Here is a 13361-nt window from a genome sequence, read left to right as displayed (position 1 = left end):
GTTTCATTGGACAGGCCAACATAGCGGATTTTCCCCTCTCGCACCAGCCTGTCCATGGCCCGCAACTGTTCTTCAATGCTGCTTTGGTCAGGATTGGTTTTCTCCGGGTCGAAATAGCGATTGCCAAATGCGGGTACCGGCCGGGCCGGCCAGTGAATCTGATACAGGTCGATGTAATCGGTCTGCAAGCGTTTCAGACTGCCTTCGCAGGAGCGGATGATATCGGCTGCTGTCAGGCCTTCGCCTTCACGCACCCACGGCATGCCGCGCGACGGCCCGGCAACCTTGCTGGCCAGCACAACTGACTGGCGCACTTGCGGACGGCGACTGAACCAGTTGCCGATGATTGTCTCTGTCGCACCATAGGTTTGCTCACGGGTCGGCACAGCGTACATTTCGGCCGTATCCAGAAAATTGATCCCCTGGTCGACGGCCAGATCCAATATTTCAAATGCAATAGACTCGCTGACCTGTTCGCCGAACGTCATGGTGCCCAGGCAAATATCGGTCACCTCCAGATCACTTTTCCCCAGCTTTACTTTCTGCATAACTATCCTTCGCAATTTAAGAGAACTTGTCCGATTGTAATGCGACTTCGGTGTAGCAAAAATTTTGAACTTATAATCAGAATATCTATCTTCCTGCGAAAGCAACATGAATACGCCCCCTACCAGAGAAATCCATCAGGTTCTGACGCCGGAAACCATCCAGATGCTGGTGCTGATCGCGGAAAAAGGCAGTTTTGCGGCAGCCGCTCGCGAATTGAACCTGGTGCCCAGCGCCCTGACCTATCGCGTCAGGCAGGTTGAAGATGCGCTGGACGTCCTGCTGTTTGATCGCAAGTCCCGACATGCCACGCTAACGCCCGCAGGCACGGAACTGATCAACGAGGGACGGCAGTTGCTCAATTCGGTGGAACAGATTGCCCACCGCGTCAAGCGCATTGCCACAGGCTGGGAACCGCTGCTGACCATCAGTGCAGACACGATTGTGTCGCGCAAGGTGCTGTTCGAACTGTGTGAAAAGTTTTTCGCGCTCAATGTGCCTACGCAGTTACGTATCCGCGAGGAAGTACTGGATGGCACCTGGGAAACCTTGATCGCCGGCCATTCGGATCTGGCCATTGGCGTGAGCAGTACCTTGCAAAGCTCGGACATTCATTCGCTGCCGCTTAGCATAATTTCATTTGTGTTTGTCGTGTCGCCCCAACATCCGCTGGCCACTGCGCCTGAACCACTGGAAGAGCAACTGATCGCCCAATACCAGTCTGTGGCTGCCGCAGATTCGGCAAGATATGCGCGCCGTATTTCCTATGGTGTGCAGGCGATGCAAAGAGTCTTTACCGTACCCAATCTGCATGCCAAGGTGCTGGCCCATCGAATGGGCCTGGGCTGCGGTTTTCTACCCTATTCTCACGCCAAGCCTTATCTGGAAACCGGTGAGCTGATTATCAAAAAAGTGGCAGCCTGCCCGCGGGTCGTGCAAAGCAATTATGCCTGGCGCAAACCTGCTCATGGTCGCGCCGTCGGCAAAGGCCTGCATTGGTGGCTGACCGAACTGGAGAGCGAAGAAACCCGTCAGGCGCTGATGGGCGACGAGTAAGCGAGATAGTCGGTCTCGTTACCAAGGCCCGCTGCCAAAACCTGCCCCGCCAGGCCCAACTTAGTCCAGCGTGATCACTGTCGCGCCGGTCGTTTTACGTGAGGCCAACGCCTGATGCGCTTCTCCCACGTCATCCAGACTGTAGCGCTGATCGATCTGCACCTTGATTTTCTTGCTGCGGATCATATCAAACAACTCATCGGAAGCGGCCTTGAGTTTTTCTGCAGTGTCTACATGCGGACCAAGGGTGGGCCGGGTCACGTACAATGCACCCTTGCTGGCCAAAATACCCAGATTGACGCCGGTCACAGCCCCGGATGCGTTGCCGAAACTGACCATCAAGCCGCGCGGCTGCAGGCAGTCCAGAGAGCGCTCCCAAGTGTCCTTGCCCACGCCATCATAGACAACCGGCACTTTCTTGCCATTGGTCAGCGACAGCACGCGCTCGACCACGTCTTCCTTGCTGTAGTCGATAGTTGCCCACGCGCCGTGCGCCAGGGCAATATCCGATTTCTCGGGACTGGAAACCGTACCGATCAGTTTTACACCCAGGGCTCGGGCCCACTGGCAGGCAATCAGCCCGACGCCCCCTGCCGCGGCATGAAACAGAATCGTTTCATGCCCCTGCAACCGGTACGTTTGCCGGAACAAATATTGCACGGTCAGGCCCTTGAGCATTACGGCCGCCGCTTCATCGAACGACAGAAAATCCGGAATTTTGAGCACGTTGGCGGCGGGCACATTGCGCAGCTCGGCATACGCACCAATGGGACTTTGCCCATAAGCGACGCGATCGCCCTTTTTCAGATGCGTGACGCGACTGCCAACGGTCTCGACGATACCGGCAGCTTCAAAGCCCAGCCCATGCGGCAGCGGCTGCGCATAAAGACCTGTTCGATAATAAATATCGATGAAATTGAGACCAATCGCCTTTTGTACGATCTGCACTTCATTATCCGCCGGCGCGCCTACCTCTTCGGTAATCACTTTCATGACACCGACATCGCCGTGTTCGCTGATCTCTACTTTTCTTGAAGACATTGCCACCCTACCCTCCTGAGTTTTCTATTAGCCACAATGGTTGAAACAGATTAGTGTATTTAAGTCGATACGCTGTATTAAATCAACGGAGTCAGTTAAAATAATTATTATGATACAGTCAAAATCTGCTTAGGCAGCAATTAAAATGAACAAAGGCAAGCACCCCATCTCTCCTGAAGCCGCCAAACAGGATCCTGCACTCGAATCCAATGCGATCAGCGAGGCTTGCGGCCCGTTTTACACCAATGCTGCAAACAATAGAGGGCTCAAGAACATCGGCTATCTAATCCGGCTCAATTTTCATTCCATATCGCAAATGATTGAAGCTGAAATGGAACCTCTGGGCCTGACAGCGTCGCAATGGCACCCGATTGCCATTATCGGGCTGGAAAAAGCCAATACCCCGGCCAGCGTCGCGCGCACCGCAGAGGTCGATACCGGAGCCATGACCCGCACCCTGGATCGCCTGGAGAAAAAAGGGTTTCTCAAGCGCCACCGCTCGACAAACGATCGCCGTGTCGTGGAGCTGGAATTGACGGAAAAAGGCCACACGGTCACCGAAAAGCTGATGCCTGCTGTCTCGCGTGCGCTCAATGCCCACCTCAAGGGCTTTACCAACGAAGAAACCACGCTGCTGATCAGTTTTTTGCAGCGAATGCAGCAAAATGGCAACACCGAGACCTACGAACGGCTGCTCAAAGAACTTGAGAATGATGACGGCTGCGTCCTGTCCTGTAACAATAATCGGCCAGCGACCTGATTCGCACATGGCTGGCCGCAGACGCAATGGGGGGCAGACTCACGGATGGTATCGGCGCGCGGCATGCTCGCGCCCACGCTTCAGCGCGCTACAGCCCTCGCAGCAAACCACTGTGTGAGCGGCCGGCTGCCCATAGTTGCCCCTTGATCAAGCCCCTTTTAATCAAACCCAGAATTGGCCATATTCAAGCGCCATGTCTGACAAACAAGCGCCCATTCAGATGGGCTCGCTGTGCAAACCCGTCCAAATCAAGCGCCGTACAGGACCGACGGTGCCCTGCCGCCTATGACCTACCGTCTTTTACCGACCAGCGACCCCAACACGCCGCGGATCAATCGCCGTGCAGCGCCGCGCACATAGCTTTTGGCCACTTGCTGGACCACGCCATCGCGACGACCCCCGCGCGGGCCGGTGGAGCCGATCATCAGGTCCTTGACCATGCCCAGGATCCCGTCATCTTCTGCACCTGCTGCCGGTTTGGCTGACGCCTGTTCCGTGTTTTTCTCCTCCGTTCGCTTGGCCAGCACTTCGAACGCAGACTCCCGATCGACCGGCTTATCGTATTTGCCCCCGAATTGCGACTGACTGCGTAACGCCTGGCGTTCCGCGTCGGTCGCAGGGCCGATACGACTGGCCGGTGGCAAGACCCAACCGCGCTGCGTAATCCCTGGGCTCCCCTTGGCATCCAGGAAGGACAACAGGGCTTCGCCAACGCCCAGTTGTGCAATGGCCTGGGTAATATCCAGATCCGGGTTGGGACGCATGGTTTCGGCCGCCGTTTTCACCGCGCGCTGGTCCCGTGGCGTAAAGGCGCGCAGCGCGTGCTGTACACGGTTACCTAACTGTCCCAGCACCGTATCCGGAATATCCAGCGGATTCTGGGTCACAAAAAACACGCCCACGCCCTTGGAACGCACCAACCGCACAATCTGCTCGATTTTCTGCAACAGCGCTTCGGGGGCATCGGAAAACAGCAGATGGGCTTCGTCAAAGAAAAACACCAGGCGTGGTTTCTCGGGGTCGCCGATTTCCGGCAGCGCCTCGTATATCTCGGCCAGCAACCACAACAAAAATACCGCATACAGCTTGGGCGACTGCATCAGCTTGTCAGCCGCCAGAATATTGACAACACCCTGTCCGCCGGCATCGGTACGAAGCAGATCGTGAATATCGAGCATGGGTTCGCCGAAAAAATGATCGGCGCCCTGCGACTCCAGTTGAAGCAATGCGCGCTGGATGGCGCCCACCGAAGCAGCTGACACGTTGCCATAGTTCTGCCGCAGTTCGCTGGCGCGGTCCGCCACGTTTTGCAGCATGGCCCGCAAGTCCTTGAGATCGAGCAGTAACTGCCCTTCATCATCGGCCACCTTGAACACCAGGTTCAACACGCCTGCCTGGGTATCGTTCAGATTCAGCATGCGGGACAGCAACAGTGGCCCCATGTCTGAGATAGTGGCCCGCACCGGATGCCCCTGCTCGCCGAATACATCCCACAAGACGGTGGGCGCAGCCCCCCATTGCGGCGTTGGCAGGCCGTATTTCTGCAGGCGCTCCTGCAATTTGGGGCTGTCCGCACCGGCCTGGGAGATCCCGGTAAGGTCACCCTTGACGTCTGCCATGAATACCGGCGTTCCCAAGCGGGAAAACGACTGGGCCAGCACCTGAAGCGTGACCGTTTTGCCGGTGCCGGTCGCCCCCGTAATACAACCGTGACGATTGGCCATTTGTGGCAGGATGACGACATCTGCCTGACCACTTTTTGCGATGAGTACCGGATCTGCCATGAGTTTCCCTTTGTATCAATTGACGTGCTGATGACGCTTTCCAAGCCCGGTTCAGCACCCGATGCACTATACCGGTGCCTGCTGCGCGATCAAGCGTGTACGATGAAGCCTGAACGCGACACGACACTGCCCTTAGGCAGCAATCCTGCCCGAATGTCGGTAAAACGACGTAAACAAGCCGTATTCTATAAAAGTTTATGACTGTTCAGGGTAAAATTCTTTATTTTGCTACTTCAAGAGTTAATCAAACCATGGCAGGTCATAGTAAATGGGCAAATATCCAGCACCGCAAAGGTCGCCAGGATGCCAAGCGTGGAAAAATCTGGACAAAAATCATTCGTGAGGTCACGGTCGCCGCGCGTGCCGGCGGCCCCGATCCGGATACCAACCCGGCCTTGCGCCTGGCCTGGGATAAAGCCACCGCTGCCAATATGCCAAAAGACAACATCCAGCGCGCCATTACACGCGGGGCTGGCGGGGCCGATGGCGACAGCTACGAATCCATACGTTATGAAGGCTATGGAATCAGCGGCGCTGCGGTCATCATAGACTGCATGACAGATAACCGCACCCGCACGGTGTCGGATGTGCGCCATGCGCTCACCAAGCATGGCGGCAATCTGGGCCAGGACGGTTCAGTGGCGTTCATGTTCAAGCATTGTGGCCAGTTTATTTTCAGTCCCGACTATTCCGAAGATCAGATCATTGAAGTGGCGCTGGAAGCTGGCGCCGAAGATGTCGTGACCGATGAAGAAGGGCTGATCGAAGTGCTGTGCGAACCCCCGCTCTTTTCCGATGTGCGCGCCGCTTTTGAAAAGGCCGCCCTGAAACCGGAAATGGAAGGCGTCATCATGAAACCGCTGAACGAAACGGAACTGACCGGCGAGGACGCAAAAAAAATGCAGAAAATTCTTGATCAGCTCGAAAGCCTGGATGACGTGCAGGAGGTGTACACCACCGCTGTCTTCAATGAAACGGAAGAAGGATAAGATACCCCATGAAGGCACTTGTTATTGGTAACGGTGGACGCGAACACGCCATCGCCTGGCGTCTTGCGCAGTCGCCACGTATTTCAACTGTATTTGTTGCTCCGGGCAATGGTGGCACCGCCACCGACCCGGCCCTGACCAACCTGCCCATCTCCGATCTGCAGCAACTGGCGCAATTTGCACTGGACGAACAGATCGCACTGACCGTGGTCGGCCCCGAAGCACCGCTGGCCGCCGGTGCAGTAGATCTGTTTCGCAGCAAGGGTCTGGCCGTTTTCGGCCCCACCCAGGCTGCCGCGCAACTGGAAAGTTCCAAGGACTTTGCCAAAGCCTTCATGCTGCGGCATCGCATTCCCACGGCCGCCTATGCGACCTTTACCGATCCGCAAGCCGCGCATCAGTATGTGCGTGAGCAAGGCGCGCCCATTGTGGTCAAGGCCGATGGGCTGGCCGCAGGCAAAGGCGTGGTGGTCGCGCAAACTGAAGACGAAGCGCATGCCGCCATCGACAGCATGCTGGGCGACGGCTCTTTGGGCAGCGCCGGTGCTCGCGTGGTGATCGAAGCCTGCCTGGAAGGCGAAGAAGCCAGTTTTATCGTTATGTGCGACGGCAAGCACGTGCTGCCTATGGCCAGCAGCCAGGACCACAAGCGTCAGCTTGACGGCGACAAGGGTCCGAACACCGGCGGCATGGGCGCCTACTCGCCCGCTCCGATTGTCAGCGAGGTGCTGCACCAGCGCATCATGAACGAAGTGATCTGGCCGACCATCAACGGCATGGCCAGCGACGGGATTGAATATACCGGCTTTCTGTATGCCGGCGTGATGATTGGCGACGGCCCGGACACGACCCGCCCCATCAAGGTGCTGGAGTTTAACTGCCGCATGGGCGACCCGGAAACCCAGCCCATCATGTTGCGCATCCGTAACGACTTCTCCGAGGTCGTGGAGCACGCCATTGCCGGCACGCTGGACCAGGCACAGATTGACTGGGATCCGCGCACAGCTCTGGGCGTGGTCATGGCATCGCACAATTATCCAGGCACACCCCGTACGGGCGATGCCATCACCAACATCGCCGGCGCCAGTGCCGACTGCGTTACCTTTCATGCTGGCACCCGCCTGCAAGACGGTGTGCTACAAACCTCGGGCGGTCGGGTGTTATGCGTGACGGCACTGGGCGAGACGCCTGCGGCTGCCCGCGACATTGCCTATGCGGCCCTTGAGCAGATCCGCTTTGACGGCAGCCAGTACCGCAAGGATATCGGCTGGCGCGCCCTGAAGCCGGCATGAAAAAAGTCGGACTCCTGGGCGGCAGCTTCAATCCGGTACATCTGGCCCACCTGGCCATGGCCAGGACAGCATTGCGCGCGCTCAATCTGGACGAGGTGCAGCTGATTCCTGCCGGCAACCCCTGGCAGAAGCAGCCGCTACGGATCAGCGGCACCCAGCGCCTGGAAATGCTGGCGCTGGCGATTGCTGATGAACCCGGCATTGCGATCAACGATATCGAAATCAATCGGGAAGGGGCAACCTACACCATCGATACGCTGCGCAACCTGCCGCGCGATGCGAAATACTACTGGTTATTGGGCACCGACCAGCTCAACAATTTCTGCACCTGGCAGAACTGGCAGGAAATTACAGACTACGTCACGCTGACCGTGGCCTGGCGCACCGGCCACCCCTTGCATATCCCGCAGGAGCTGGACGCCCTGTTGCGACGCGATGGCAAGGGCCTGATTACCCTTCCCTTCAAGGCCATGGATGTGTCCTCCACCGAGATCCGCTCACGCATCCAGCAGGGGCAGGATGCCTCGGCGTTTGTTCCCGCGCCCGTTCTGGATTACATTAATACTCACGGACTTTACCGATAGCAGATTGTCTTGCTGCCCCTTACCCCGAAAACCGGAAAACCTTATTACCTATGAATATACAAAAATTGCAACGTCTGGTCATCAATGCGCTGGAGGACGTCAAAGCCCAGGATATCCGGGTGTTCAACACCAGCCATCTGACCAGTCTGTTTGACCGGGTCGTTATCGCCAGCGGTACTTCCAACCGCCAGACTCGTGCCCTGGCAAGCAGCGTTGTCAATGCAGCCCGAGCGCACAAAATACCCATTATCGCACTCGAAGGGCAGGAGTCCGGCGAATGGGTACTGGTCGACATCGGCGACATTGTCATCCATTGCATGCAACCGACCATTCGCCAATACTACAATCTGGAAGCGGTGTGGGGCGACAAGCCGGTTCGCGTCCGGTTGCTGGAGCAATCCAAGGGCCATGCCATGCAGGGTTTTGCCGACGATGAAGACGACAACATGGAAGAATAAAACGTCCTATGAAGCTCATTGTCATTGCTGTCGGCAACAGAATGCCCGATTGGGTCACTACCGCATGGAAAGACTATGCCAAACGGATGCCTGCCGATTGCACGATTGAGCTGCGGGAAATCAAGCCTGAACCCAGGACGTCCGGAAAAACGCCATCTCAAATGATGGAGGCAGAAAGCCGTCGCATTCAGGCCGCACTCGCTGCCGACAGCCTGGTCATTGCACTGGATGAACATGGTCGAGATCTGACCACCATGGACCTGTCGCGGCAACTGGAGGGTTGGCGCGGCAACAGCCAGGACATCACCTTTCTGATCGGCGGCCCGGACGGACTGGATGCAGGCCTCAAAAAGCGTTGCGCCAGCCTCATCCGCCTGTCGTCGCTGACATTACCGCACCCCATGGTGCGCATTGTGCTGGCCGAACAGCTGTATCGCGCATGGGCCATTCTGACCAACCATCCCTATCATCGTGCCTGAACGCGCTGGTGCTGGCACACCGTCTTCGATCATGACTGCTTTGAACAACACCGTATCTGCCTCTCCGTCTGTCCCGGCAGGATCCCTTTTGATGGCGCAGGTGCAAACACAACCCATTTTCCTGGCGTCGGCCAGCCCGCGTCGCCACCAATTGCTCACACAAATGGGCATCGCGCATGACGTTCTGCAGGTGCCTGCGCCGCCAGGCGAGGACGAGCCATTATTGCCCGGCGAACATCCTGCCAGCTATGTGAAACGCACCGCCAGAGAAAAGGCCGAGCGCGCCGTGGCGCACCTGCACGCCAGCGGCCTGCCGCCCCGCCCCATTTTGACGGCCGATACAACCGTGATGATGGGTCCGCAGCTTTTGGGAAAAGCCTGCACAGACAATGACGTGCGGGATGCGCTGTCGGCCCTGTCCGGGCAGACGCACCAGGTGCATACCGCCATCGTACTGGCCTGGCGCGAGCGCCTGTACGAAGACGTATCCATTACAAGTGTGATAATAAAGACCCTTACCACGAACGAGATAGACTGGTATGTGCGCTCGGGCGAGGGCATCGGCAAGGCCGGCGCCTATGGCATACAGGGCCTGGCCTCCGCCTTTGTGGAATCGATCAGCGGCAGCTATAGCGGCGTCATGGGACTGCCGCTATTTGAAACCTGCCGGCTGCTGGGGCGTGCCTATTCAGCGTCGGACTGATTGTCCGGCGCCGCATTGATGAACGCCTCTTCCTTGTTGCAGGCGGCATCGATGCGAACAATCGTAGGATACGGATTCAGGTCCAGATTGAAACGGCGGGCATTGGCCACCTGCGGCACCAGGCAGAAATCAGCCATGGTGGGCGTATCGCCATGACAGTAAACACCCGTATCGGTTGAAGACGCCAGTATTTTTTCCAGTGAATCAAACCCCTGGCGGATCCAGTGCAGATACCACTCGTTTTTCACCTCTTCGGATACACCCAGCTCGCGCTTGAGGTACTTGAGCACCCGCAGGTTATTCAGGGGATGAATGTCACATGCAATAAACTGCGCCAGTGAACGCACGCGCGCCCTGCCCGCCTGCGTTGCAGGAAGAATGGGCACCTGCGGATAAGCCTCTTCAAGATATTCCATGATGGCAATGGATTGCCCAATACTCACATTCTGGTCGATAAAGGTGGGCACCAGGGTAGTTGGATTGAGCTCGCGGTAAGTCTGCGCCAGTTGCTGACCACCATCACGAATAAGGTGCACAGGCACTGACTCGTATCCCAGCTGCTTGACGTTCAGCGCAATTCTGACCCGATAGGCTGCCGAACTTCTGAAATACCCGTATAGCTTCATCTGCATTATCTCCCTGCCTGTTGTTTGCGCGACAGTTCCTTTGGCAAGGGGAACGTCACGTTCTCTTCTATTCCATCCATTCTGCGAACCGAAATGGCACCCAACTCCTTCAACCGCTCAACAACCTCTTGAACCAGCACTTCGGGAGCAGACGCGCCGGCGGTAATGCCTATTTTCCTGGCGCCTTGCACCCATTCGGGCCGAATAGCCAGGGCATTGTCGATCAGATAAGCCTGGCAATCGAGCCGTTCTGCTACTTCACGCAACCGGTTCGAGTTGGAACTGTTGATGCTGCCCACTACGAAAAACACATCGCAATCTGGCGCGAGAACCTTGACCGCATCCTGGCGGTTTTGGGTTGCGTAGCAGATATCGCTTTTCTTGGGCTCGACAATGCCCGGGAATTTTGCTCTGAGCGCATCGGCCACCCGCCTTGCGTCATCTATAGAGAGCGTCGTCTGGGTAACAAACGCCGTGTTTTCAGGATTGTCGACCTGCAATGCTGCGACGTCTTCCGGGGTTTCCACCAGATGCATGCGTCCGACCGCCTGCCCAAGCGTACCCTCCACTTCGGGGTGACCCTTGTGGCCGATCATGACAATCTCAAGGCCCGCGGCGTGCATTTTTGCCACTTCGATGTGTACCTTGGTCACCAGCGGACAGGTTGCGTCGAAAATACGCAGGTCACGCAATTGCGCTTCTGCGCGTACCGCGCGCGAGACGCCGTGAGCGGAAAACACCACGATGGCGCCTGCCGGCGCCTGATCCAGTTCATCAATAAAAATCGCGCCCTTGTTGCGCAAGCTTTCAACCACAAATTTGTTATGGACGATTTCATGACGCACATAGATTGGAGCGCCGTGCAACTCCAGCGCACGCTCCACAATATCGATGGCGCGGTCAACCCCCGCGCAAAAGCCACGTGGTTCGGCCAGAATGACTTCGCTGTTTTGAGCCATTACAGAACTCCGAGCAATTTGACGTCGATACGCAAATCGACGCCTGCCAGTGGATGATTGAAATCAAAGCGCGCAGTGTCGTTATCCCACTCGCGGAAAATACCGGAATAACGCCCGCCGTTAGGTGCCGTAAACTCGACCATATCGCCAGGTTCAAATTGCGCATCGGGGCCGGCGTCGCGATCCAGCATCTGGCGGCTAACCCGCTGCAACAGTTCCGGATTGCGCTCTCCGTAAGCCTGCTGCGCAGGCAGTTCGTAACTGAATGATTCACCTTCAGCATGGCCGATCAGTGGCGCTTCCATGGAAGGAGACCATTGCCCGGTGCTCAATTGCAGCGTGCCTGGCTTGCCGGTAAAGGTGTCAATAAAAGCCGAACCGGCACCCGGCCCAGACATCAGCGTAATGCGATAGTGCAGGGTCAGGTAGGATTGGGCATGGACAATTGGATGCATGGACTGGGAATTCGCGGTCAAAATCTGTCACCGTAGTGCGTTTTCTGTAAAACCTTATTTTAACTGACAATGAACACGTACACCGCCATTTACCCTGATTCTGCCAAGGACACCGCTCACTGTGCGGCAGCAATGCCTGAAGGCGAACTGCGACCACGGGAAAAATTACTGGCCCGGGGCGCTGCCGCGCTATCCAATGCCGAGTTGCTGGCCATTTTGCTGCGTACCGGCTCGACCCAAATGAATATCATGCAATTTTCCCAATATGTGCTGGATCAGGCTGGCGGCCCGCGTAATCTGTTGCTGAGTAACTATCAATCCCTGAGAAAAATAAAAGGCCTGGGCGACGCCAAAATCTGCTCGTTTCTGGCCGCAGTCGAGTTTGCCCGGCGCCATATGCAGGACACCTTGCAATTTCATACGGAACTGAACCGTCCGGCAGTGGTACGCGATTTTTGCATCAGCCTGCTATCGCATGAAGTAGTGGAAAAATGCCTATTGCTGCTGGTCAATACGCGCCATCAGTTGATTCACCACGAAGAAGCCTCGCGCGGCACACTGAACCAAACTGCCGTTTATCCCCGCGAAATTGCCGCTACCGCGCTGCGCCACAATGCCTGGGGCGTGATTCTGGCGCACAATCATCCGTCGGGACTGGCGCAGCCCAGCCTGGCCGATATCCAGCTTACCCAGCAATTGCGACGCGGCCTGGCGCTGCTGGAAATCCGTCTGGTTGACCATATCATCGTGGCTGGAGCAACGGCCATATCGCTGGCCGAACTGGGCAAGCTGTAAGCAATGACAACTGCTATACTGCGTATCAGTCCAGCGCGTTCTGGTTGTTTCAGCACATTGCCCTTCTCAGTTGACCCTGCAGGCCCACATCATGAGTAATAAACAAATATGGGATATTTCCGCAGCCGTGGATGCGCAGTCCCCCGTATTTCCGGGCGACACGCCCTACACCCAGAAATGGAGCTGGACCCTGTCCGCCGAATGCCCAGTCAATGTCAGTGAGGTTACGCTTAGCCCGCATGTAGGCACCCATGCCGACGCACCCCTGCATTACGATACCGATGGCCGTGCCGCAGGTCATTTGTCGCTCACGCCCTTTATCGGTCCATGCCGCGTCCTGCATATCTTGCGCGACGACGGCCTGATCTATCCGAACGATATTGCAGGTGCCATGGCGAGGTGTCCGCCTCGGCTGCTGGTGCGCAGTTGCCAGCGGGCGCGCACCAGCGACTGGTCGGAAACCTTTGCCAGCTTTGCCCCTGAAACGCTGGATATACTACATCAGCATGGCATTGTTCTGATTGGCATCGACACACCCAGCATTGATCCGGCCGCTAGCAAATCGCTCGAGAGCCATCAGCGCATACGCCAATACGACATGCGCGTACTGGAAAATCTGGTGCTGGACCACGTGCCCGTGGGCGACTATGAACTGATCGCACTGCCGCTCAAATGGACCAGCGCCGACGCCAGCCCGGTCAGAGCGGTATTGCGATCGCTATAATTGCAAGCATCACAATTACACATGTAATGAATCCGATTGCCGACTGTCGCAATACCTTTTACCGGCTAACGAGGCCACGACACCGTTGCCACGGGCATAACCCTATCCAT

The 13361-nt window shown here is 56.9% G+C and carries 16 protein-coding genes; 10 read left to right on the top strand and 6 right to left on the bottom strand.

Annotated elements, in window-relative coordinates; translation table 11 throughout:
• Positions 1-548: aldo/keto reductase (locus ACTIKR_RS17715; protein ID WP_442328546.1), on the bottom strand; the 548-nt coding region annotated here is incomplete at its 3' end.
• 106 nt (positions 549-654) lie between these two features.
• Here ACTIKR_RS17715 and ACTIKR_RS17710 point away from each other — a divergent pair.
• Positions 655-1602, top strand: coding sequence for a LysR substrate-binding domain-containing protein (locus ACTIKR_RS17710; protein WP_442328545.1), 948 nt, complete (start codon positions 655-657; stop codon positions 1600-1602).
• A gap of 60 nt (positions 1603-1662) precedes the next feature.
• Here the strand turns inward: ACTIKR_RS17710 and ACTIKR_RS17705 are convergent, their stop codons facing one another.
• Positions 1663-2643, bottom strand: coding sequence for a quinone oxidoreductase family protein (locus ACTIKR_RS17705; protein WP_193087075.1), 981 nt, complete (start codon positions 2641-2643; stop codon positions 1663-1665).
• Between the two features lie 145 nt (positions 2644-2788).
• On the opposite strand from ACTIKR_RS17705, the gene ACTIKR_RS17700 reads away from it, so the two are divergent.
• Positions 2789-3403 carry a MarR family winged helix-turn-helix transcriptional regulator gene (locus tag ACTIKR_RS17700; RefSeq protein WP_442328544.1) on the top strand — a complete coding sequence of 205 codons (615 nt, stop codon included), beginning with the start codon at positions 2789-2791 and terminating at the stop codon, positions 3401-3403.
• 290 nt (positions 3404-3693) lie between these two features.
• On the opposite strand, the gene ACTIKR_RS17695 is transcribed toward ACTIKR_RS17700, so the two are convergent.
• Positions 3694-5187 (bottom strand): helicase HerA-like domain-containing protein, encoded by a 1494-nt coding sequence (locus tag ACTIKR_RS17695; RefSeq protein ID WP_442328543.1) that lies wholly within the window; start codon positions 5185-5187, stop codon positions 3694-3696.
• A gap of 251 nt (positions 5188-5438) precedes the next feature.
• Here ACTIKR_RS17695 and ACTIKR_RS17690 point away from each other — a divergent pair, with 251 nt between their 5' ends.
• The 6 genes from ACTIKR_RS17690 to ACTIKR_RS17665 all read left to right on the top strand — a co-directional run bounded on the left by ACTIKR_RS17690 (position 5439) and on the right by ACTIKR_RS17665 (position 9692).
• A complete protein-coding gene (locus ACTIKR_RS17690) occupies positions 5439-6176 on the top strand; it encodes a YebC/PmpR family DNA-binding transcriptional regulator (protein WP_442328542.1) in 738 nt (245 codons plus the stop codon).
• 8 nt (positions 6177-6184) lie between these two features.
• Positions 6185-7468, top strand: coding sequence for a phosphoribosylamine--glycine ligase (gene purD / locus ACTIKR_RS17685; RefSeq protein ID WP_442328541.1), 1284 nt, complete (start codon positions 6185-6187; stop codon positions 7466-7468).
• Complete coding sequence (gene nadD / locus ACTIKR_RS17680; RefSeq protein WP_442328540.1) at positions 7465-8052, top strand: nicotinate-nucleotide adenylyltransferase; 588 nt, start codon at positions 7465-7467, stop codon at positions 8050-8052. The genes purD and nadD overlap by 4 nt, the downstream gene beginning before the upstream one ends.
• Positions 8053-8102: 50 nt before the next feature.
• The gene (gene rsfS, locus ACTIKR_RS17675) at positions 8103-8510 is read left to right on the top strand and encodes a ribosome silencing factor (protein ID WP_193087081.1); all 408 of its coding nucleotides are present in this window, start codon (positions 8103-8105) and stop codon (positions 8508-8510) included.
• 8 nt (positions 8511-8518) lie between these two features.
• Entirely contained in the window at positions 8519-8989 is a 471-nt protein-coding gene (gene rlmH / locus ACTIKR_RS17670; RefSeq protein ID WP_442328539.1) for a 23S rRNA (pseudouridine(1915)-N(3))-methyltransferase RlmH, read from the top strand.
• Positions 8990-9080: 91 nt separating this feature from the next.
• Entirely contained in the window at positions 9081-9692 is a 612-nt protein-coding gene (locus ACTIKR_RS17665; protein WP_442328538.1) for a Maf family protein, read from the top strand.
• Here the strand turns inward: ACTIKR_RS17665 and maiA are convergent.
• The 3 genes from maiA to ACTIKR_RS17650 are packed head-to-tail and all read right to left on the bottom strand — an operon-like array spanning position 9674 to position 11732.
• Complete coding sequence (gene maiA / locus ACTIKR_RS17660; RefSeq protein WP_442328548.1) at positions 9674-10318, bottom strand: maleylacetoacetate isomerase; 645 nt, start codon at positions 10316-10318, stop codon at positions 9674-9676. The two genes, ACTIKR_RS17665 and maiA, sit on opposite strands and share 19 nt — an antisense overlap.
• A 5-nt stretch (positions 10319-10323) precedes the next feature.
• Positions 10324-11277 (bottom strand): 4-hydroxy-3-methylbut-2-enyl diphosphate reductase, encoded by a 954-nt coding sequence (ispH, locus tag ACTIKR_RS17655; protein WP_442328537.1) that lies wholly within the window; start codon positions 11275-11277, stop codon positions 10324-10326.
• Positions 11277-11732 (bottom strand): FKBP-type peptidyl-prolyl cis-trans isomerase, encoded by a 456-nt coding sequence (locus ACTIKR_RS17650; protein ID WP_442328547.1) that lies wholly within the window; start codon positions 11730-11732, stop codon positions 11277-11279. The genes ispH and ACTIKR_RS17650 overlap by 1 nt, the downstream gene beginning before the upstream one ends.
• Positions 11733-11801: 69 nt before the next feature.
• On the opposite strand from ACTIKR_RS17650, the gene radC reads away from it, so the two are divergent.
• Both radC and kynB read left to right on the top strand, forming a co-directional pair.
• Positions 11802-12527: a RadC family protein gene (gene radC / locus ACTIKR_RS17645; protein ID WP_442328536.1), complete on the top strand. Its 726-nt coding sequence runs from the start codon at positions 11802-11804 to the stop codon at positions 12525-12527.
• A 91-nt stretch (positions 12528-12618) separates the two neighbouring features.
• Positions 12619-13251 carry an arylformamidase gene (kynB, locus tag ACTIKR_RS17640; RefSeq protein ID WP_442328535.1) on the top strand — a complete coding sequence of 211 codons (633 nt, stop codon included), beginning with the start codon at positions 12619-12621 and terminating at the stop codon, positions 13249-13251.
• Positions 13252-13361 lie beyond the last annotated feature (110 nt).

Origin of the sequence: Advenella sp., assembly GCF_052108595.1 — a bacterium.
GTDB lineage: Bacteria > Pseudomonadota > Gammaproteobacteria > Burkholderiales > Burkholderiaceae_B > Advenella.
The sequence above is the reverse complement of the archived record's forward strand: the minus strand, read 5'-3'. Positions and strand labels throughout refer to the sequence as shown.